The organism is Streptomyces doebereineriae (assembly GCF_031845645.1).
GTDB classification, from domain to species: Bacteria; Actinomycetota; Actinomycetes; order Streptomycetales; family Streptomycetaceae; genus Streptomyces; species Streptomyces canus.
On sequence record NZ_JAVREZ010000006.1, the window covers coordinates 175,755 to 196,319 of the forward strand.

Here is a 20,565-nt window from a genome sequence, read left to right on the forward strand (position 1 = left end):
GCAAGTGAGGGGGTCGACGCGGCGGGTGTCCCCGGGCCGCGTCCCGCTCATTCCGCCGGAGGCTCACTCCCACCCGATGCGCGGCGATGGTGGCGGCGATGGTTCGCGTCCTCCTGGGCCAGTCGTCGCAGGAGCCTGACGACCGGCTCGAAGAGCACGGTGAGGAACACCGCCCGCTCGGCGAGGGCGATGCGGTCGTCGATCCCTTCGAGTCGCATGAAATCCAGGTCCGCGGTGGCGGTGGCGAGCCGTGCGTAGGGGATGAGGTCGTCGGTGGTGTAGTCGGCGCCGAGGCGGGTCAGCGCCGCGAGGCTTTCGGCGAGCGCCGGACGGTGTGGCGACCCGCCGGAGATCTGCCAGCCCATGCTGTTGATGAGGGTCTCGACCCTCGCTGCGGATCCTTCGTCCGACGTCGTCTCGTCGGCGGCGCTGTCCGGCGAGGAGTCGCCCTGACCGCCCCCCTGCCCGCTGCCCTGACTGCCCTTCCCGGCCTTGTCGGCGGAGGGTACGGGCAGTGCGTGGTGGACGACGCCCAGCGTCTCGAACGCGTCCAGCGGACGGTCGACCGCTTCGAGCACCTCACGGGTACGGGCGACGGACAGTCCGCCGAGCTGGATGAGGGAACGGATCAGGCGGAGTCGCTGGATGTGCTCCTCGCCGTACTCGACCGCCGTCGGGTTCAGTGCGCGGCCCTCGGGAAGCAGGCCTTCCCGTCGGTAGTACTTGATGGTCGCCACCGGCACTCCGGACCGCCGACTGAGCTCTGAAATCCTCATGCGCTCCCTCACGCTCAACTGTCCCACCAGTATCGCGTTACCAAGGGTTGCCCCACCCGTCTCGATAGTGCCACTATCAGGTACTCGGTAGTAACGCTATCGAGTGCCACTTTCGGCGTGCCCGCTTCCTCCGTACGCGTGGACAACATGCTCCTGCGGAAGCCGTCGGCGTCGCCACGGCCGCACCCGGCCGTAGTTCTTCTCCCGCCCCCGGACCCGGGTCAGTGAGCCCGGGTCCGGTCGTCTCGTACGCCTCGACAATGGAGAGCCACACAATGTCCCAGCGCATTGGCAAGACCCACTGGAAGCGTTTCGCCGTCGGTGCGGTCCCGACGGTGGCCGCCACGGCGGCAGTCGCCGTCTCCATGGCTCAGGGCGCACTGGCCGCTTCGTTCAGCATCTCCGGTTCCGACTTCCAGGTCTCGGCCGGCAAGCTGAGCGGCACCGGATTCGGCAACTACGCCACCGTGGACGTCGCCAAGAACGGCAAGCACGTGCCCGTCTCCGTCTCGTCGATCAAGAACGCGACGGTCACCGACATGTGCCAGTCCGTCCCGGTGGACATACCCGTGCTCGGGACCTACACGATGACGCTCAAGGCAGGCGGGTCGGGTACGCCGGTCAAGGCCAAGGACCTGTACATCGACATGACCGACCTCCAGGCGAAGACGGGCACCTTCCGCAACGTCGACATCGGCGTCGCCACCGGGTCGATGACCAAGGGTCAGGTCAACCCCAAGGACCACGTCGACCCCGACGGCTACGCCCAGCAGGCGGACTCGGTCGAGATCATCGATGCCCACCAGAAGGTCTGGGCCACGACCGCGGGAACGTTCGAACTGGCGGGCCTGCACATGAACATCACGGCCGGCCGCCACGACTGCTTCTGAGGCCGCTCCCACCCTCGTCGTCTCCGGTGCGCGGAAGCGACCGGCGACGACCCGGGGTGCAGGGCGCCCCCGCCCCCTCACGCACTCCATCCCCCCTCACGAACTCCATCCCCCCACTCACGACTTGGGAGCTGCCCCATGACGAGTGCAGGCGCACCCGCGTACGCCCACGGTGACAGCGGTTTCACCCGCGCTCGCCGGGACTTCAGGACCTGGCGGCGCACCCGCCCCTTCTGGGCCGGCCTGCTGGTCCTTCTCGCCGCCGCGCCCATCATCTACTTCCCGTACTTCAACCTGTCCCTGGGCGGCCTGTCCGTGGCGATGTCCACCATGGCGGGGGCCGGTTCCCTGGTCATCGGCCTGACCCTGATCGTCCTGGCGGGACTCCTGTGGTTCCAGCCGATCATCAGGTTCTTCGCCGGCTGTGTCGCCGTATTCCTCGGCGTGCTGTCGCTCCCCATCTCCAACTTCGGCGGCTTCTTCGTCGGCACGCTGCTCGCGGCCACGGGCGGACTCCTGGCCCTGGCCTGGGGTCCGGTGGACGTACGCCCGGTGGAGATGCCCGGCGCCACCGAGGGGGCGTCGGCCGCTGCCGGACCCGAAGAGGGGGCCGGGGAATGACGGACCAGTCACACGACACCCGCGACCAGGCCGCGGAACCCCGCTTCGCCAGGCCGCCGAGAGGCCGGCACGCCGGTCCCCGTACGTCCCCGCTGACGCGTCTTCGCCTGCCGGTCGGGAGGGCTCTCGCGCTGACCGCGCTGCCGACGGCCCTCATCCTCGGAAGCCAACGCCTGCCCGCCGCCGATACGAGCGCGATCGCGGCTCATTCCGCTTCCGAAGTGGATGAGGCCGCAGGCGTCGACTGCGACCGCCCCGAGAACACTCCGGCGACGGAGCTTCCCGCAAGCAGCCCCACGTCATCCGCTGATCCCAGCACGTCCGGCACCGACTCCGGCGTCGGGTCGGGCAAGCCGTCGGAACGCGCGGCCGACCAGTCGGCGAGCCCGCCGCCCACCGCCACCGCCACCCCCACTCCTTCAGCCGGCGCGACCTCCGCCCCCACGGGGCTCGCGGGCATCCTCGCCCCCCTGGGCCTCCTCGACGACGAGGCCGAGCAGCAAAGTCCGGCTCCTCACGCAAGCCCCTCGCCGAGCTCGGTCACCCCGACACCCGAGGCCACCGCACCGTCCGACCCGCTGCTGCCCACGACTCCGGCGCCACCTGCCGGCCACCGGGCTGCCGAGCCGTCGCTCCCGCCGGAGTCCACGTCCGGGACCGCCCGGGGAACCGCCCGCGCCTGCGACATCAGCGAGCTCAAGGCACCCGAGGAGACGAGTGCCGGCCGCTTCTCCGACGAGCCGTGGAAGATGAGGGGGAGCCGCCTCGAACTGCACGACCTCGTCTTCCACGGAGTGGTGACCGTGGACACGGCCGCCGGCCCCAGGCGGGTGCTCAAGTTCTCCGCAGCCGCTGTCGAGATCCGTGATCTGAAGATGGCGGTGCCCGTCGGCCCGCAGATCCAGCACATCGACGGAGCACCGGGCTCCACCTCCACGCTGCGAGACGGCGACATCACCATGTATGTCGAAAGCCTGACCGGCACCCTCGCCGGCGTCCAAGGCCTTCCCACGCCGCCCGTCCTCCGCCTGCACCTCACCCCTGACACCGTGCCGGAGTGGCTCTACGACACGATCGGGAACCTTGGCCTCAAGCTCCGACTCAGCCTGGTCGACGCGGACATCGACCAGGCCGGACAGACCGGCGGACAGCTCGTCATCCCGGGGATCCACGGGTACGGCACACCACGGTGAAGCCGGCCGCGAGGCTTCTCGTGGCGCGGTCAGATGTCCCGGAAGATCTCGATCTGCGCCCCCACCGAGTTGAGCCGCTCGGCCAGGTCCTCGTAACCGCGGTTGATGACATAGACGTTGCGCAGCACGGACGTGCCGTCGGCCGCCATCATCGCCAGCAGGACGACCACGGCGGGGCGCAGGGCCGGCGGGCACATCATCTCGGCGGCACGCCAGCGGGTCGGGCCCTCCACCAGCACCCGGTGCGGGTCGAGGAGTTGGAGGCGCCCGCCCAACCGGTTCAGATCCGTCAGGTAGATCGCCCGGTTGTCGTAGACCCAGTCGTGGATCAGGGTCTGCCCCTGCGCGACCGCCGCGATGGCCGCGAAGAACGGGACGTTGTCGATGTTCAGCCCGGGGAACGGCATCGGGTGGATCTTGTCGATCGGCGCCTCCAGCTTGGAGGGCCGGACCGTGAGGTCGACCAGCCGGGTACGGCCGTTGTCCGCGAAGTACTCCGGCGTACGGTCGTGGTCGAGCCCCATTTCCTCCAGGACCGCCAGCTCGATCTCCAGGAACTCGATGGGCACCCGGCGCACGGTCAGTTCCGACTCCGTCACCACGGCCGCGGCCAGCAGGCTCATCGCCTCGACCGGGTCCTCGGAGGGGGAGTAGTCGACGTCCACGTCGATGTCCGGCACACCGTGCACGGTGAGGGTGGTGGTGCCGATGCCCTCGACCTGCACTCCCAGGGCCTCCAGGAAGAAGCACAGGTCCTGGACCATGTAGTTGGAGGAGGCGTTGCGGATGACGGTGACACCGTCGTGCCGGGCGGCCGCGAGCAGCGCGTTCTCCGTCACGGTGTCGCCGCGCTCGGTCAGCACGATCGGACGGCCGGGGCGGACCGCCCGGTCCACGCGCGCGTGGTACTGGCCCTCGGTCGCCGCGACCTCCAGACCGAACCGGCGCAGCGCGATCATGTGCGGCTCGATGGTCCGGGTGCCGAGGTCGCAGCCGCCGGCGTACGGCAGCTTGAAGCCGTCCATCCGGTGCAGCAGCGGACCGAGGAACATGATGATGGAGCGGGTGCGGACGGCGGCCTCGGCGTCGATGGCGTCCATGTTCAGCTCGGCCGGCGGCACGAGTTCGAGGTCGACTCCGTCGTTGATCCAGCGGGTGCGGACCCCGATGGAGCTCAGCACCTCCAGGAGGCGGTAGACCTCCTCGATGCGGGCGACCCTGCGCAGCACCGTGCGCCCCTTGTTGAGGAGCGAGGCGCAGAGCAGGGCCACACACGCGTTCTTGCTCGTCTTGACGTCGATCGCGCCGGACAGCCGGCGACCGCCGACCACGCGCAGATGCATGGGGCCCGCGTAGCCCAGAGAGACGATTTCGCTGTCCAGTGCTTCACCGATACGGGCGATCATCTCAAGGCTGATGTTCTGGTTGCCGCGCTCGATGCGATTGACGGCGCTCTGACTGGTGCCGAGCGCCTCGGCAAGTTGCGACTGTGTCCAGCCCCGGTGCTGCCGGGCGTCACGGATGAGCTTGCCGATGCGTACGAGGTAGTCGTCTGCCATGAGCTCGAGGCTATCTCAGATATGAGATGGCGCATTCCGGGTGGTCCATTCGAGTGAAGGACCCCCGCGGACCTGAGGGAGCCTCAGTGGCGCTTGGCGGTACGGGTGCGACGCCAGCCGAAAGGTCCGGGCAGATCCATCGATGTCGTACGACGTCCCGTGCTGCTGTGCGTGTGCCGCGGGCCGTGCTTGCCACCGCCGGTGGTGATGGACCAGGAGTGCCGGTTGATGTTCAGCCGCACGCCGGGCAGGATCCGGAAGCTCTTGCGGAACGTGAGGCCCATGTGGGTCTCCCCTCGGGTCGGTCTGGTGCTCCCAACTCCCTCCGTTTACCCCGACTTGGCGAACTGATGACCGCGAGCGCGTCGCCCGGGGGTCGTGGCGGCGGACATCACAAGGACGCCGGGCATGACCATCCCGGCCTCATGTACTAGAGTTATCTCGACATCGAGATATCTGCCGAGGCGTACCGCAGTCGCACGCTTTCGCTGGGTCTGGCAGTAAGGCATACCTAACTTAGCCTTACCTTAGCGGATCGGCCAAGACGGCGTGGCGGCAGGATGCGGTGGTAAGCGCACAAAAATGAAGGAGACTGTCGTGTCGGCGAACAGCTTCGACGCCCGCGCCACGCTGAGCGTGGGCGACGAGTCGTACGAGATCTTCCGGCTGGACAAGGTGGAGGGCTCGGCCCGCCTGCCGTACAGCCTCAAGGTTCTCCTGGAGAACCTGCTCCGTACCGAGGACGGCGCGAACATCACCGCCGACCACATCCGCGCCCTCGGCGGCTGGGACTCCCAGGCCCAGCCGTCGCAGGAGATCCAGTTCACGCCGGCCCGCGTGATCATGCAGGACTTCACCGGCGTGCCCTGTGTCGTCGACCTCGCCACCATGCGTGAGGCCGTGAAGGAGCTCGGCGGCGACCCGGCGAAGGTCAACCCGCTCTCCCCGGCCGAGCTGGTCATCGACCACTCCGTCATCGCCGACAAGTTCGGCACCAACGAGGCCTTCGCGCAGAACGTCGAGCTGGAGTACGGCCGCAACCGCGAGCGCTACCAGTTCCTGCGCTGGGGCCAGACCGCCTTCGACGACTTCAAGGTCGTCCCGCCCGGCACCGGCATCGTCCACCAGGTGAACATCGAGCACCTGGCGCGCACGGTCATGGTCCGTAACGGCCAGGCCTACCCCGACACCCTCGTCGGCACCGACTCGCACACCACGATGGTCAACGGCCTCGGTGTGCTGGGCTGGGGCGTCGGCGGCATCGAGGCCGAGGCCGCGATGCTCGGTCAGCCGGTCTCGATGCTCATCCCGCGCGTCGTCGGCTTCAAGCTGACCGGTGAGCTCAAGCCCGGCACGACCGCCACCGACCTGGTGCTCACGATCACCGAGATGCTGCGCAAGCACGGTGTCGTCGGCAAGTTCGTCGAGTTCTACGGCGAGGGCGTGGCCGCCACCTCCCTCGCGAACCGCGCCACCATCGGCAACATGTCGCCGGAGTTCGGCTCGACCGCCGCGATCTTCCCGATCGACGACGAGACCATCAAGTACCTCAAGCTCACCGGCCGCTCCGAGCAGCAGCTGGCGCTCGTCGAGGCGTACGCCAAGGCGCAGGGCCTGTGGCTGGACCCGAAGGCGGAGCCGGACTTCTCCGAGAAGCTGGAGCTGGACCTGTCGACGGTCGTCCCGTCGATCGCCGGCCCGAAGCGCCCGCAGGACCGCATCGTCCTCGCGAACGCCGCCGAGCAGTTCAAGGTCGACGTCCGTAACTACGTCGACAGCGTGGACGAGGCCGGCCAGGAGTCCTTCCCGGCCTCCGACGCCCCGGCCGTCGCACCGAACGGCGCCCCGTCCAACCCGGTCACCGTGACCGCCCCCGACGGCTCGACGTACGAGGTCGACCACGGTGCGGTGACGGTCGCGGCCATCACCTCCTGCACCAACACCTCCAACCCGTACGTCATGGTCGCCGCCGCGCTCGTCGCTAAGAAGGCCGTGGAGAAGGGCCTGACCCGCAAGCCGTGGGTCAAGACCACCCTCGCCCCGGGCTCCAAGGTCGTCACCGACTACTTCGACAAGGCGGGGCTCACCCCCTACCTCGACAAGGTCGGCTTCAACCTCGTCGGCTACGGCTGCACCACCTGCATCGGCAACTCCGGCCCGCTGCCGGAGGAGGTCTCCAAGGCCGTCAACGACCACGACCTCGCGGTCACCTCGGTCCTCTCCGGCAACCGGAACTTCGAGGGCCGGATCAACCCCGACGTCAAGATGAACTACCTGGCGTCCCCGCCGCTGGTCGTCGCGTACGCCCTCGCCGGTTCCATGAAGGTGGACATCACCAAGGACGCCCTGGGCATCGACCAGGACGGCAACCCGGTCTACCTCAAGGACATCTGGCCCTCCGAGGCCGAGGTCAACGACGTCGTGGCGAACGCCATCGGCGAGGACATGTTCAACAAGTCCTACGCCGACGTCTTCGCGGGCGACGCCCAGTGGCAGGCGCTGCCGATCCCGACCGGCAACACCTTCGAGTGGGACGCGGAGTCGACGTACGTCCGCAAGCCCCCGTACTTCGAGGGCATGACGATGGAGACCACCCCGGTCTCCGACATCATCGGCGCCCGCGTGCTCGCCAAGCTGGGCGACTCGGTGACGACGGACCACATCTCGCCGGCCGGTGCCATCAAGGCCGACACCCCGGCCGGCAAGTACCTCACCGAGCACGGTGTGGAGCGTCGTGACTTCAACTCCTACGGCTCCCGCCGAGGCAACCACGAGGTCATGATCCGCGGCACGTTCGCCAACATCCGCCTGCGCAACCAGATCGCGCCGGGCACCGAGGGCGGCTACACCCGCGACTTCACGAAGGACGACGCCCCCGTCTCCTTCATCTACGACGCCTCGCGCAACTACATCGAGCAGGGCACCCCGCTGGCCATCCTGGCCGGCAAGGAGTACGGCTCCGGCTCGTCCCGCGACTGGGCCGCCAAGGGCACCGCGCTCCTCGGCGTCAAGGCCGTCATCGCCGAGTCGTACGAGCGCATCCACCGCTCGAACCTCATCGGCATGGGCGTCCTGCCGCTGCAGTTCCCGGAGGGCGCCAGCGCCGAGTCCCTCGGCCTGACCGGCGAGGAGACCTTCTCCTTCACCGGTGTCGAGGAGCTCAACAACGGCACCACGCCGCGCACGGTCAAGGTCACCACCGACACGGGCGTGGAGTTCGACGCGGTCGTCCGCATCGACACCCCCGGTGAGGCCGACTACTACCGCAACGGCGGCATCATGCAGTACGTGCTGCGCAGCCTGATCCGCAAGTAAGTCCTTTCGGGCGCCTGAGGGCCGCACTCCCGGTGACGGGGGTGCGGCCCTTCGCCGTACCCCGCCGCCGCAGGTCATCACCCACCCTCAGGTGGAACACAGGATTCCCTCAGCCCACCGGGACACGATCGGAACATGACTGGCAGCCCCGGGTCCCGAACCGGCCGCGTAAGAGTGCTGATCGTCGACGACGAGCCCGCACTCAACGAAGTGCTGTCCGTCGCCGTCACCGAGGCGGGCTGGCGTCCCTATCCGGCGCTCGACGGGCGCAGCGCACTGAGTACGGCGCGCGGCTGCGCACCGCACGCCGTCGTGCTCGACGGGATGCTGCCCGACCTGGACGGCCTCCAGGTGCTGCGCCGGCTGCGCCTCGAGAACCCGAAGCTGCCCGTCCTCATGCTCACCGCCCGCGACGCCCTCGAACACCGCCTCGACGGCCTGGAGGCAGGCGCCGACGACTACGTCACCAAGCCCTTCTCCCTGGAGGAGGTCGTGCTGCGGCTGCGCGGACTGCTGCGCCGGGCCGCGTCCCGGGACGGCCGCACCGACGACTCCGTCCACGTGCTCGGCGACCTCGTCATGACCGGGGACACCCTCGAAGTGCGCCGGGCGGGTGTGCCCGTCCAGCTCACCGCGAAGGAGTTCGACCTGCTCAGCCTGCTGCTCGGCCATCCACGACAGGTGCTCAGCAAGGCGCAGATCCTCGACCACGTCTGGAGCAGCTCCTTCGACGGCGGCGGCAATCTCGTCGAGGTCTACATCTCCAGTCTGCGCAGGAAGATCGACAAGGGACGGGCACCGATGATCCACACCGTGCGCGGCCTCGGGTACGCCATCAGGGCCGCGGAGGACGGGAGATGAGCCGGCGACCGAACGCGAGGATGCGCACCCGGTCCCTCCGCACCCGCCTGCTCGTCTTCGTCACTGCCACCCTGGTCGTCGTCTGTGTCGCGATGGGCCTGATCACCACGCTCTTCCAGCGCGCCTATCTGATGGGCAACCTGGACGACCGCGTCCTCGGCACCGTCGAACGGGCCCTGGGCGGGGCCTCGTTGCACCAGGACATCGAGGACGACCTGACGTTCCTGAGGGAGACCGGGCAGCCCGCCGGAATGCTCGCCGCCCGGCTCGACGAGGACGGCGCCATCGTCTCCGCGGCCGTCGTCGTCCAGGACGCCCCCACCCAGAACCTCGGCACCGACCAGCGCGCCGCCCTGGCCGGGATCCGGGCCGACGGCGCGATGCACACCCGGACCGTGCCCGGCCTCGGCACCTATCGGGTCACCGTCCTCGTGGACGGAGACGTCCGGGTCCTCGCCGGCCTGCCCATGGACGACGTCCAGGACATGATCAGCGGACTCGTGATGATCGAGACAGGTGTCGCCGTGGCCGGGCTCGCCGCCGCCGGCTGCGTCTGCACGGTGGTCATACGACGGCAACTGCGCCCCCTCGGCCGGGTCGCCGCCACCGCCGCCGAGGTCTCCCGCGCCCCGCTCGGACACGGCGAGGTCACCGGCCTGACCCGGGTGCAGGAACGGGACACCGACCCCGGCAGCGAGGCCGGCCAGGTCGGCGCCGCGCTCAACCATCTGCTGGACCACGTGGAGTCCTCCCTCGCCGAACGGCAGCGCAGCGAGGAGCGGATGCGGCGGTTCCTGGCCGACGCCAGCCACGAACTCCGTACGCCCCTCGCCTCGATCGCCGGATACGCCGAGCTGATGAACCGTGGCACCGACCGGATCGAGCCGGTGCTGGCCTGGCGCCGGGTCTCGGCGGAGTCGGCACGGATGACGGGTCTGGTGGAGGACCTGCTCCTGCTCGCCCGCCTCGACGAGGGCCGCCCTCTTCAGTCCCGCGAGGTCGACCTGGCGGCGCTGGTCGCGGAGGCGGTGTGGGACGCGCGGGCGGCAGCCGACGGCCATGACTGGCAGCTCGAACTGAGCCTGGACACCCCGGCTTTGGTCACCGGCGACGAGGCCCGCCTGCACCAGGTGGTGGCCAACCTGCTGTCCAACGCGAGGATGCACACGCCGGCGGGCACGAAGGTGGTGGCGTCGGTGGAGTCGACGGACGAGCGCTGCGTGATCCGAGTCCGCGACAACGGCCCGGGCATTCCGCTCGCCCTTCTCCCCACCGTCTTCGAACGCTTCACCCGAGCAGACACGTCCCGTTCCCGCGCCGACGCCAAGTCCGGCGGATCCGGGCTCGGCCTGGCCATCGCGGCGGCGATCACGGGCGCCCACGGGGGCCGCATCCAGGTGGACAGCACCCCGGGCCGTACGGAGTTCACGATCGAACTCCCGAAGGCCACGGAGGCCGGCCTGGGGGAGCGAGCGGTCACAGGAAGTACGGCCTCGGTGTAATGCTCATAGGGGAGGGCTACGGCCAGTCCGGCAAGACAGCCCCAGACGGTCAGTCGAGCACTGGTTCTCGCATGGTCAGCGCTCTTCGGCACGCCCATATCCAACGGTGAGGAGGCACCGATTCTCCACCCGCACCGGTTGCGGCGGGAGTTATACGAGATCAGCGACGAACAAGATCTACAGCCGCAACTGGCTCTGGTCAGACGTAGCCCGACCGTGCCGTTCCGCCGCGATGCCCACGGCGTCGATCCCGTGGAGAGGCTGAGCGGGCCGTAGGACCGAGACTGCCGTTGGGCCGGCCGGCTCCAGGCGTGAGCCCCGATGGGACCCGACGAGCCCCGCCACCGCGACCCCCGCCCATCCGACCGCTCCTGAGAGGTCACCCCAGCCCCACCCTGTGTCGAGCCCCGACTTGCGCCCCCACCCTGCGCCGCCCGCCAACTTCCGCCCCCACCCCTACCCTTACCGCGTGACCACCCCCGACCTCCTCCACCGCGCCCTCCACGACCCCGGCCCCCGCCCCCTCCCCGACGAGGCGGCTCGCCTCCTCCGGACCCTCGACGCCCCGCCCCGCCTCGCTGCCCACCTGAGGCTGGTGCACGACGTGGCGTACGAGCTCACGGAATGGCTGGCACAACAGCACCCCACGCTCCAACTCGACCGCGACGCCGTCCTGTTCGGCGCCGCCACGCACGACATCGGCAAGACCGCGCACGCCTGCGAACTCTCCGGCCCGGGCTCCGCACACGAGAAGGCCGGCCAGGACCTCCTCCTGGCCCACGGCGTCCCCGCGCACCTCGCCCGCTTCGCCGCCACCCACGCGACCTGGACCCTCCCGGACATAGGCCTCGAAGACCTGCTGGTCAGCGTCGCCGACAAGATCTGGAAGAACAAGCGGGTCCCCGAACTGGAGGACCTCGTGGTCAGGAGGCTCGCCGGGACGAGCGGGCGGACGGTGTGGGAGGAGTTCATGGAGTTCGACGACGCGCTGACGACCGTAGGAGAAGGCGCGGAGGAGCGGCTGGCCTTCCAGGCGACCTACCCGGTGTGACCGTCACCGGGCCCCGGGCTCAGAACCCCACGAGCGCGTCGAGATCGACCTCGACGGGGAACGGCAGCTCGGTGACCAGCTGGTCGTGGTGGACCGGGTGGGATGGCGCGGGTAAATAGGCGAGGGTTTGGAGCTGCCGCCGTGGAAGTTCGGTCAAGAGGGTTCTGGTGAGAAACACGGCCGCCGCAAACGCTTCCGGCAGCTGATCTCCGGCATGCCCACCGCCAGACTTCGCGCCCGATTGTCATCAATGGCCGACCGGACGGGCATCGCGGTCATCGCCGTCGACCCGGCCTACACCTCGAAGTGGGGCGCCCAGCACTGGCAGAAGCCCCTCGCCACGAAGAACCGTAAGACCACTCGCCACGATGCTGCTGCCGTGGCGATCGGAAGGCGCGCCCAGGGACACCCGGTCCGGCGACGGACGGCACCGCCCCCTGTTCACCGGAGTGATGAGCAGGGGCATCGGACCGTCCAGGCCGGACCAGGTGGTCCTGGGCGTGAGGGAACCCGCCCCCGCATGCCCGGACCATGGACACGATCCGTGCCGCCCGGACGCGGAGCGAACGCGGGCAACCAGAACGCCCAACACCGTTCGGGGCGTTCGGCCGAGCATGAGACCTGGCAACAGGACTCACTCCCGCTCAGTCCCCAACAACGGTGTCCGCGTTGAGCCAGTACTCGTGCACCGCGAGTTTCTGGTCCTGTTCCAGCTCCACGCTGACTGCTCCCATGAACGCCAATGTGGACGCCGTCACGTGGCGTGATCGTACGTACGAAGACACCGCCACCCGAACCGACGACGCCACGCCACGCCATTGACCCCGGCGCCCCCCGTTTACAACTGCGCCACATACCGCTACCTTCCGCAGAAGTGGGGTGGGAGCGCTCCCATTCGGACGGACCGGAACCCGCCCGCGTGCCGCCCCCACCCCACGGCAACCTCACACACCCGCAACGGCCCGTACCTCAAGGAACGGACTGGATTGTCATGATCCTGACAAAGTTATCGAGGGTGACCCGCCCCAGAGTCCTCTTCCTGGTCCTCCTCTCCCTGCTCGCCACCATCCCCGCCCTCAGCCTCGTCGTCACCGCCGGCGGCAAGGCCGAGGCCCACGGCACCCCGATGAAGCCCGCCAGCCGCACCTTCCTGTGCTGGCAGGACGGGCTGACCGACACCGGTGAGATCAAGCCGGTCAACCCGGCCTGCAAGAACGCGCAGGCGGTCAGCGGCACCACGCCGTTCTACAACTGGTTCTCCGTGCTCCGCTCGGACGGCGCCGGCCGCACCCGCGGCTTCGTGCCGGACGGCGAGCTGTGCAGCGGCGGCAACACCAACTTCACCGGCTTCAACGCCGCCCGCGACGACTGGCCGCTCACCCACCTCACCTCGGGCAAGACGGTCGACTTCTCCTACAACGCCTGGGCCGCGCACCCGGGTTGGTTCTACGTCTACGTCACCAAGGACGGCTTCGACCCGAAGAAGACGCTCACCTGGGACGACATGGAGGCCCAGCCGTTCCTCAGCGTCGACCACCCGCCGCTCAACGGCAGTCCGGGCACGGTCGAGGCCAACTACTCCTGGACGGGGCAGCTTCCGGCGAACAAGTCCGGCCGCCACATCATCTACATGGTCTGGCAGCGTTCGGACAGCGCGGAGACCTTCTACTCCTGCTCCGACGTCGTCTTCGACGGCGGCAACGGCGAGGTCACCGGCATCCACGAGCCGGGCAACCCGAGCGAACCGGTGCCCGGCACCTGCACGGCCACCCGTAAGACCACGGGCAGTTGGAACGGCGGCTACCAGTCCGAGGTGACCGTCACCAACTCCGGTGACGTCCCGATGCTGGGCTGGATGGTCGACTGGACCCTGCCGACCGGCCAGAAGGTCGACAGTCTCTGGAACGGCAACGCCACCTACACCGGCCAGGACGTGATGGTCCACAACGCCAACTGGAACGGCTCGCTCAGTCCGGGGCAGAGTACGACGTTCGGTTACGTCGTCACCGGCTCCGCAGGCGACACGGTCACGACCCTTCCCTGCCGGGTCGGCTGAGTCACCGTCAGAACACGCTCGAACCTTCCGCTCAGGGCGGACCCGGTGGGGCTGTGCGCCACCGGGTCCGCGAGCCGTGCCGGCGCAGGGGGGTGGTGGCCGGCGCGGATGGTGCATGGCTTATGACGACGCGACGCGCGACAACGTTGTCGAGTGGTCTATACATGACTCTACCGCGTCAACAGACAACGATGTCAAATCAGTTGGGGCACCTGGCCGAACTCGCCGAGCAGTCGGCCCGGCAACGCCACGGCATCCGGCCGGACCGTCCAACTGGGCTCACCAGTCAGCCAGTTGTCCTTCGCGGGCAGCACCGGCATGATCGGGCTCGCCTTCACCGACTGGACGGTCGTTCAAGGCGCCGGAAGGCAAGAGCAACGCCGGCGTGAAGCTGCCGAACAACACCGACCTGTACGTGTTCACCCTGGCGGTGAGCTGACCGGGCCGGGCTCCAACACCTGGACCAGCCAGTCGAGTTGGCGCCGCACCTGCACCGCGTCGCCTCCCTCGTGGCCGTTGTACGGGTAGGCGTGGATCTCCTTGCGGGGGTCCACGCCGGTCAGCTCGCCGTAGCGGTTGAAGGCTGCGTACGCCCCGCTCGGCGGGCACACCGTGTCGCGCAGGCCGACCCCGAAGTGGGCCGGGGCGGCAGCGCGCCGTGCGAAGGAGACGCCTTCCATGTACGCGAGGGTGCGGTACGCGGCCTCCTGCGCGCCACGGTGCACGGAGAGGTACGCGCTGATCTCGCCGTACGGACTCACGTCGGTCAGATCCAGGGCCCGTCGGATGCCGCACAGGAAGGGCGCGGTGACGAGGACCGCCGCCAGGTCCGGCACCAGTCCCGCGACGGCCAGCGCCAGCCCGCCGCCCTGGCTGTTGCCGACGGCCGCGACGCGGGACGCGTCCACACCCGGAAGCGCGCGCACAGCGGCCACCGCGCGCACCGCGTCCGTGATCAGCCGCCGGTAGTGGTAGTCGCGGGGGTCGAGCAGGCCGCGTGCCGCCGGTCCCGGGCCGCCCGGTGCGAAGGCGTGCGGGTCGGGGGTGGCCCCGCCGTTGCCGTACTGGTCACCCTGCCCGCGGTTGTCCATCAGCAGATGCGCGTACCCGGCGTTCACCCAGGTCAGCCGCTCGTGCGGCAGGCCGCGCCCGCGGCCGTAACCGGCGTACTCGACGACCGCGGACAGGGGCTCGCCCACCCCGGCCGGTCTGCTGTACCAGGCGCGCACCGGATCGCCGGCGAAGCCGCGGAAGGTCACGTCCCAGGTCTGCGTCAGCCGCAGCCCGCTCTCCACCGGGCGCACCGACACCAACACGTCCCTCTGCGCTGCCGCTTTGAGGGTGTCACGCCAGAACCCGTCGAAATCCGGGGGCTCCTGGACCTCGGGACGGTACCGCTCCAGCTCCCTCGTCGGCAGGTCGAACGCAGGCACAGGACACCTCGCATGAGTCGGTCCAAACAGTGAAACTTGCGGACGGCGCCGGGTCTTGGCCCTCCTGTCCTACCCCACACGTGCCTCAGGTATCTCACGTCTGACCCATTGACAGCGCTTTCTTCGTGCCTCTAAGTTGCCGCGCAGTTACCGGTAAGAGCTCGAAAGTTTCGGTTCCGTGCCTCCGTCTGAGAGGACCGAGCATGAGCACATCCGTCAAGTCGGCCTCTCCACCACCCGGCATCGAAGACCCGCCCGCAGCAGTCGCCCGCCCGGCGCCGCGCAGCGGATGGCGCCGGTCTCTGCGCCGGGACTGGCAGTTGTACTCGCTGGCGGTCCTGCCGCTGCTGTTCTTCCTGGTCTTCCGCTATCTGCCGATGATCGGCAACGTGATCGCGTTCCGGCGCTTCGAGCCCGGCGGCTCGATGTTCGGCGAGGACTGGGTGGGGCTGCGCTATGTGCGCATGTTCCTCAGCGACCCGACCTTCTGGCAGGTGTTCCGCAACACCCTGTGGCTCGGCGGGCTCACGCTCGTGTTCTGCTTCCCGATCCCGATCGTCCTCGCCCTGCTGCTGAACGAGGTGCGCCGGCGCTCACTGAAGCGGTTCGTGCAGTCGGTGTCGTACCTCCCGCACTTCCTGTCGATCGTGATCGTCGCGGGCCTCACCCTGCAGATGCTCGCCACGGACGGTCCGGTCAACCACGCCCTCGGCTGGCTCGGCCACGACGAGATCCGCTTCATCCAGGAACCCGGCTGGTTCCGCACGATCTACGTCGGCTCGGAGATCTGGCAGACCGCGGGCTGGGGCACGATCCTCTACCTCGCCGCCCTCACCACCATCGACGAGGACCTCTACGAGGCCGCGCGCATCGACGGAGCCAATCGCTGGCGGCAGATCTGGCACGTCACCCTGCCCGGCATCCGCCCCACCATGATCACGCTGCTGATCCTCAACGTCGGCACGTTCATGGTGGTCGGCTTCGAGAAGGTCCTGCTCCTGTACAACCCGCTGACCTACCCGACCGCCGACGTGATCTCGACGTATGTGTACCGGGCGGGCGTGGAGTCCAACAGCTTCAGTTACGCCGCCGCCATCGGGCTGTTCGAGGCGGTCATCGGCCTGGTCCTGATCACCACCGCCAACACGCTCTCGCGCCGCACAGTGGGGACCAGCCTGTGGTGAAGCCGAGCCGTTCCTACCGGGTCTTCCAGGGCGTCAACGGGGTGATCCTCACCCTCGTCGTGCTGGTGACCCTCTATCCCTTCGCCAACATCGTCGCCCGGTCCTTCAGCGGCGAGCGGCAGATCCGGGCCGGCGAAGTGACCCTGTGGCCCAAGGGCTTCAACCTCACCACGTACCGGATCGTGTTCCAGGACTCGATGTTCTGGCGGAACTACGGCAACACCGTGTTCTACACGGCCGTGTCGACGGTCGTGGCCATGGTCCTGACGACCTGTTACGCCTACGTCCTGTCGAAGAAGCAGCTCAGGGGGCGCGGGCTGCTCGTCGGCGTCGCCGTGTTCACGATGTTCTTCACCGGCGGTCTGATCCCCAACTACATCCTGGTCACCGAGCTCGGACTGAAGAACAGCGTCTGGGCGATCGCGCTGCCCAACGCGATCAGCGTCTTCAACCTGCTGGTGATGAAGGCCTTCTTCGAGAGCCTGCCGACCGAGCTGGAGGAGGCCGCGCAGATCGACGGCCTGAGCACCTACGGCATCCTGCTCAGGATCGTGCTGCCGCTGTCCAAGGCGGTGGTGGCGACCATGGTGCTCTTCTACACGGTGTCCTTCTGGAACTCCTGGTTCAGCGCGTTCCTCTACATGGACCACTCCGACCTGATGCCGGTCACCGTCTATCTGCGCAATCTCATCGCGGGCGCCACCGGCGGCGGCAACGCGGGCGCCGGCACCGCGGAGCTCAGCCAGGTCGGCGCGAGCATCCAGGCGGTCACGATCGTGCTCACCGCGCTGCCGATCATCTGCGTGTACCCGTTCGTCCAGCGCTTCTTCGTCTCGGGCGTGATGCTCGGCGCGGTCAAGGGCTGACAGCCCGTCATTTCACCTACGGAACAAGGGAGTATCCGTGGAGAACACCGGACAGCTGTCGCGGCGTCAGATCCTGGCCGCCGCGGGTTTCATCGGCCTCGCCACGCTCACCGGCTGCGGCAGCGGCGAGGACGGAGGCGACTCCAAGGACCTTTCCAAGAAGCAGAACGGCGCGATGAAGGAGTACCGGGCCGGCCAGCAGTTCAAGGCCACCAAGGCGCTGTCCTTCTCCATGCTGCACAACGACAACCCGGTCTACCCCCTCAAGAACAACTGGCTGTTCTGGAAGGAGGTCACCAAGCGCACCGGCATCACCGTCAAACCCCTCGACGTCCCGCTGGCCGACTACGAGAAGAAGCGCAGCGTCCTCATCGGCGCGGGTGACGCACCCTTCCTGATCCCTAAGACGTACCACCCCGCGGAGGTGGCGTTCGTGTCCTCGGGCGCGATCCTCCCCGTCAGCGAGTACGTCGACCTGATGCCCAACTTCCGCGACAAGGTGAAGAAGTGGAGTCTGGAGCCCGAGCTCGACTCCATCCGCCAGTCCGACGGCAAGTACTACCTGCTGCCCGGCCTGCACGAGAGGCCCAAGGCCGGCTACTCGCTGTCCTTCCGCACGGACATCCTCGACAAGCACGGACTGGCCCTGCCCATGACGTGGGACGAGGTGTACGACGTCCTCAAGGCGCTCAAGGCGGAGTACCCCGACAAATACCCCTGGACCGACCGCTGGAGCACCAACACCCCATTCCCGTGCGGCGCGTTGTTCAGCTACCTCGGCCAGGCGTACGGCGTCAAGGCGGGCTGGACGTACGACAACATCAGCTTCGACACCAAGGCGCAGAAGTTCGTCTTCACCGCGGCCCAGGACGCCTACCGGCAGATGATCGAGTACCTGAGAAAGATCGTCGCCGAGAAGCTCCTCGATCCCGAGAGCTTCACCCAGCAGGACGACCAGGCCGTGCAGAAGCTGCTGGCCGAGAAGTCCTATGTGATCAGCGCCAATCCGCAGGAGCTGGTGCAGAACTACCGCTACAACCTGGGCAAGCAGGTCAAGGGCTCGAAGATCGAGATGGTCCCGGTGCCGCTGGGCCCGGCCGGCCCGATCCTCCTGAGCGGCATCCGGCTGGAGAACGGCGTCATGATCTCCAGTAAGGCCCTCAAGAGCGCCGACTTCGTCGCCATGATGCAGTTCGTGGACTGGCTCTGGTACTCCGACGAGGGCCAGAAGTTCTGCAAGTGGGGCGTGGAGGGCGTCACCTACACCGAGTCCGGCGGCACGTACACGCTGAAGCCCGGGATCTCACTGATGGGCTCCGACCCGGACGCCCCGAAGGACCTCCAGAAGGACTACGGCTTCTTCAACGGCGTGTTCACCTACGGCGGCAGCTGGGAGCTGGTGTCCTCCAACTTCAGCCCGGACGAGAAGAAGTTCCAGGACGTCATGTCCCAGCGCAAGGAACTGCCCGTCGACCCGGCCCACCCGCTGCAGTCCTTCGAGCAGGAGCAGGCGACCCTCTGGGACACCCCGCTCAAGGACCACGCCATCCAGAACACCCTCCAGTTCGTGCTCGGCAAGCGCCCGATGTCCGAATGGGACGCGTTCGTCGCCGAGTTGAAGGCGAAGAACATGCAGCAACTCGTCGACCTGCACAACAAGGCGCACGACCGGTTCAAGAAGGAGAACGGGTGATCTTCCGCGTCCCCGCCGAGCCGTCCGGCCCCCTGTCCGACGCCTGGCGGCACTGCGTCGGTACGGGCCGGATCGAACTCGCCCTGCGCCGCGACTACCAGGACTCCCTGAGGCTGCTCCAGCGCGAGATCGGCTTCCGGTACATCCGGGGACACGGACTGCTGAGCGACGGCATGGGCGTGTACCGGCCCTACGAGTGGCAGGGCACCCGCCGTATCCGGCACTCCTTCACATACGTCGACCAGGTCGTCGACGCCTACCTGGAACTCGGCATCCGGCCCTTCCTCGAACTCGGCTTCATGCCGACGGAGTTGGCGTCGGGGGAGCAGACCGTGTTCTGGTGGCACGGGAACGTCACCCCGCCCCGGGACATCGGGGAGTGGGCCGACCTGGTCCGGGCGACCCTCACCCATCTCATCGGCCGCTACGGCCTCGACGAGGTGCGCACCTGGTCCGTCGAGGTGTGGAACGAGCCGAACCTGCCCGACTTCTGGCAGGGCGCGGACGAGAAGGCGTACCACCGCCTCTACGAGGTGACAGCCGGCGTGGTGAAGGAGGTGGACGCGTCCCTCCAGGTCGGCGGACCCGCGATCTCACCCGGCGCGGACGCATGGCTGGACCGGTTCGCGGAGTTCGCCGAACAGCGCGATGTCCCCGTGGACTTCGTGTCGAAGCACGCCTACACCTCGGGCCCCGCCCAGCACGTCCCCTTCGGCGTCCACCAGACACTGGAACCCGCCCAGCACCTCCTGGACCAGTTCGCCACGCCCCGCGAGCGTCTGAAGGGCACACGGCTGGCCGAACTCCCGGTCCACATCACGGAGTTCAACTCCTCCTACCGCCCCGACAACCCGGTCCACGACACCGCCTTCCACGCGGCATACCTGGCACCGGTCCTCGCCCGCGGCGGCGACCACGCCGACTCCTTCTCGTACTGGACCTTCAGCGACATGTTCGAGGAGGCGGGGCCTCCCACGGCTCTCTTCCACGGCGGCTTCGGTCTGCTCACGCACCGACAGGTGAAGAAGCCGACGTACCACCTGTACGCCTTCATGGCCCGCATGGGCCCCGACCTCCTCACCCGCGGCGCCGACCACCTGGTCACCCGGCACCCCGACGGCCGGGTGACCGTCCTCGCCTGGGCGCCGGTCGACGCGAGCGGGCAGACACCCGGGCCGTCCCGGCACCGGCTGCGCCTGTCCGTGCCGGTGCGGGGCGCGCGGGAGGCGTTCGTACGGCGGTCCGTGGTCGACGAGGAGCACGGCAACGCCCGCACCGCCTGGCAGCGGATGGGCAGCCCGCGCTCACCCGGCCCCCACCAGCTCGACGTACTCCACGAGGCCGCCGAGCCCGGCCGGCAGCACCTGCGGCTGCCGGTGGAGGACGACCGGACCGTACTGGACCTGACGCTGGCCCGCCACGAGATCACGCTCGTGGAGGTGACCCCGGTCGTGGAGGAGGCACCGGAGTGGTGGGACGAACGCCGACTGCTGGGAACGGGGGCGCAGTGACCGGAATGAGCCGAGCGCGGGCGGCGGCCGTTCGCACCAGGGCGGGGTCCCAAG

Annotated in this window: 18 protein-coding genes and 1 pseudogene; 13 read left to right on the top strand and 6 right to left on the bottom strand. The window is 68.6% G+C overall.

Features of this window, described 5'->3' with window-relative positions; all coding sequences use genetic code 11:
- Positions 1-47: 47 nt before the first annotated feature.
- On the bottom strand, positions 48-776 hold the full coding sequence (locus RNB18_RS19495) for a MerR family transcriptional regulator (RefSeq protein ID WP_311715353.1): 729 nt from the start codon (positions 774-776) through the stop codon (positions 48-50).
- A gap of 275 nt (positions 777-1,051) precedes the next feature.
- On the opposite strand from RNB18_RS19495, the gene RNB18_RS19500 reads away from it, so the two are divergent.
- The 3 genes from RNB18_RS19500 (at position 1,052) to RNB18_RS19510 (ending at position 3,480) form a co-directional block, all read left to right on the top strand.
- Complete coding sequence (locus RNB18_RS19500) at positions 1,052-1,666, top strand: DUF6230 family protein (protein ID WP_311715354.1); 615 nt, start codon at positions 1,052-1,054, stop codon at positions 1,664-1,666.
- A gap of 138 nt (positions 1,667-1,804) precedes the next feature.
- A complete protein-coding gene (locus RNB18_RS19505; protein ID WP_311715355.1) occupies positions 1,805-2,287 on the top strand; it encodes a DUF6114 domain-containing protein in 483 nt (160 codons plus the stop codon).
- A complete protein-coding gene (locus RNB18_RS19510; protein ID WP_311715356.1) occupies positions 2,284-3,480 on the top strand; it encodes a hypothetical protein in 1,197 nt (398 codons plus the stop codon). Before RNB18_RS19505 ends, RNB18_RS19510 begins: the two co-directional genes overlap by 4 nt.
- Before the next feature lie 29 nt (positions 3,481-3,509).
- On the opposite strand, the gene RNB18_RS19515 is transcribed toward RNB18_RS19510, so the two are convergent.
- Complete coding sequence (locus RNB18_RS19515; RefSeq protein WP_311715357.1) at positions 3,510-5,039, bottom strand: helix-turn-helix domain-containing protein; 1,530 nt, start codon at positions 5,037-5,039, stop codon at positions 3,510-3,512.
- 83 nt (positions 5,040-5,122) lie between these two features.
- On the bottom strand, positions 5,123-5,323 hold the full coding sequence (locus tag RNB18_RS19520; RefSeq protein ID WP_057611210.1) for a DUF4236 domain-containing protein: 201 nt from the start codon (positions 5,321-5,323) through the stop codon (positions 5,123-5,125).
- Positions 5,324-5,636: 313 nt separating this feature from the next.
- On the opposite strand from RNB18_RS19520, the gene acnA reads away from it, so the two are divergent.
- The 4 genes from acnA to RNB18_RS19540 all read left to right on the top strand — a co-directional run bounded on the left by acnA (position 5,637) and on the right by RNB18_RS19540 (position 11,768).
- A complete protein-coding gene (gene acnA / locus RNB18_RS19525) occupies positions 5,637-8,354 on the top strand; it encodes an aconitate hydratase AcnA (RefSeq protein WP_311715358.1) in 2,718 nt (905 codons plus the stop codon).
- Between the two features lie 135 nt (positions 8,355-8,489).
- Positions 8,490-9,215: a response regulator transcription factor gene (locus tag RNB18_RS19530; RefSeq protein WP_311715359.1), complete on the top strand. Its 726-nt coding sequence runs from the start codon at positions 8,490-8,492 to the stop codon at positions 9,213-9,215.
- Complete coding sequence (locus tag RNB18_RS19535) at positions 9,212-10,717, top strand: sensor histidine kinase (RefSeq protein ID WP_311715360.1); 1,506 nt, start codon at positions 9,212-9,214, stop codon at positions 10,715-10,717. Before RNB18_RS19530 ends, RNB18_RS19535 begins: the two co-directional genes overlap by 4 nt.
- Positions 10,718-11,186: 469 nt before the next feature.
- Entirely contained in the window at positions 11,187-11,768 is a 582-nt protein-coding gene (locus tag RNB18_RS19540) for an HD domain-containing protein (protein WP_311715361.1), read from the top strand.
- Between the two features lie 19 nt (positions 11,769-11,787).
- Here RNB18_RS19540 and RNB18_RS19545 read toward each other — a convergent pair whose 3' ends face one another.
- Positions 11,788-11,925, bottom strand: a complete 138-nt coding sequence (locus tag RNB18_RS19545; RefSeq protein WP_311715636.1) for a hypothetical protein — start codon at positions 11,923-11,925, stop codon at positions 11,788-11,790.
- Between the two features lie 6 nt (positions 11,926-11,931).
- Here RNB18_RS19545 and RNB18_RS19550 point away from each other — a divergent pair.
- Together RNB18_RS19550 and RNB18_RS19555 are read left to right on the top strand one after the other, a co-directional pair.
- A pseudogene (locus RNB18_RS19550) lies at positions 11,932-12,441 on the top strand (IS200/IS605 family accessory protein TnpB-related protein); the annotation flags it as partial.
- Between the two features lie 318 nt (positions 12,442-12,759).
- The gene (locus tag RNB18_RS19555) at positions 12,760-13,824 is read left to right on the top strand and encodes a lytic polysaccharide monooxygenase auxiliary activity family 9 protein (RefSeq protein WP_311715362.1); all 1,065 of its coding nucleotides are present in this window, start codon (positions 12,760-12,762) and stop codon (positions 13,822-13,824) included.
- A gap of 194 nt (positions 13,825-14,018) precedes the next feature.
- On the opposite strand, the gene RNB18_RS19560 is transcribed toward RNB18_RS19555, so the two are convergent.
- Both RNB18_RS19560 and RNB18_RS19565 read right to left on the bottom strand, forming a co-directional pair.
- Positions 14,019-14,162 carry a hypothetical protein gene (locus RNB18_RS19560; RefSeq protein WP_311715363.1) on the bottom strand — a complete coding sequence of 48 codons (144 nt, stop codon included), beginning with the start codon at positions 14,160-14,162 and terminating at the stop codon, positions 14,019-14,021.
- Between the two features lie 81 nt (positions 14,163-14,243).
- Positions 14,244-15,257 (bottom strand): acetylxylan esterase, encoded by a 1,014-nt coding sequence (locus RNB18_RS19565; protein ID WP_311715364.1) that lies wholly within the window; start codon positions 15,255-15,257, stop codon positions 14,244-14,246.
- Between the two features lie 203 nt (positions 15,258-15,460).
- On the opposite strand from RNB18_RS19565, the gene RNB18_RS19570 reads away from it, so the two are divergent.
- From RNB18_RS19570 to RNB18_RS19585, 4 genes are read left to right on the top strand one after another with little or no spacing between them, the layout of a single operon-like run.
- A complete protein-coding gene (locus RNB18_RS19570) occupies positions 15,461-16,441 on the top strand; it encodes an ABC transporter permease (protein WP_311715365.1) in 981 nt (326 codons plus the stop codon).
- On the top strand, positions 16,435-17,307 hold the full coding sequence (locus RNB18_RS19575) for a carbohydrate ABC transporter permease (RefSeq protein WP_311715366.1): 873 nt from the start codon (positions 16,435-16,437) through the stop codon (positions 17,305-17,307). Before RNB18_RS19570 ends, RNB18_RS19575 begins: the two co-directional genes overlap by 7 nt.
- 37 nt (positions 17,308-17,344) lie before the next feature.
- Positions 17,345-19,000 carry an ABC transporter substrate-binding protein gene (locus RNB18_RS19580; RefSeq protein WP_311715367.1) on the top strand — a complete coding sequence of 552 codons (1,656 nt, stop codon included), beginning with the start codon at positions 17,345-17,347 and terminating at the stop codon, positions 18,998-19,000.
- Positions 19,000-20,511, top strand: a complete 1,512-nt coding sequence (locus RNB18_RS19585; protein WP_311715623.1) for a GH39 family glycosyl hydrolase — start codon at positions 19,000-19,002, stop codon at positions 20,509-20,511. Before RNB18_RS19580 ends, RNB18_RS19585 begins: the two co-directional genes overlap by 1 nt.
- Positions 20,512-20,565: the final 54 nt, after the last annotated feature.

What these genes read in the sequence shown, in the direction of transcription:
- RNB18_RS19530 (WP_311715359.1), top strand. Translation starts at nt 8,490, where the DNA reads ATGACTGGCAGCCCCGGGTCCCGAACCGGCCGCGTAAGAGTGCTGATC.
- RNB18_RS19495 (WP_311715353.1), bottom strand. Translation starts at nt 776, where the DNA reads ATGAGGATTTCAGAGCTCAGTCGGCGGTCCGGAGTGCCGGTGGCGACC.
- RNB18_RS19570 (WP_311715365.1), top strand. Translation starts at nt 15,461, where the DNA reads ATGAGCACATCCGTCAAGTCGGCCTCTCCACCACCCGGCATCGAAGAC.
- RNB18_RS19515 (WP_311715357.1), bottom strand. Translation starts at nt 5,039, where the DNA reads ATGGCAGACGACTACCTCGTACGCATCGGCAAGCTCATCCGTGACGCC.
- RNB18_RS19500 (WP_311715354.1), top strand. Translation starts at nt 1,052, where the DNA reads ATGTCCCAGCGCATTGGCAAGACCCACTGGAAGCGTTTCGCCGTCGGT.
- RNB18_RS19520 (WP_057611210.1), bottom strand. Translation starts at nt 5,323, where the DNA reads ATGGGCCTCACGTTCCGCAAGAGCTTCCGGATCCTGCCCGGCGTGCGG.
- RNB18_RS19505 (WP_311715355.1), top strand. Translation starts at nt 1,805, where the DNA reads ATGACGAGTGCAGGCGCACCCGCGTACGCCCACGGTGACAGCGGTTTC.
- RNB18_RS19510 (WP_311715356.1), top strand. Translation starts at nt 2,284, where the DNA reads ATGACGGACCAGTCACACGACACCCGCGACCAGGCCGCGGAACCCCGC.
- RNB18_RS19535 (WP_311715360.1), top strand. Translation starts at nt 9,212, where the DNA reads ATGAGCCGGCGACCGAACGCGAGGATGCGCACCCGGTCCCTCCGCACC.
- RNB18_RS19555 (WP_311715362.1), top strand. Translation starts at nt 12,760, where the DNA reads ATGATCCTGACAAAGTTATCGAGGGTGACCCGCCCCAGAGTCCTCTTC.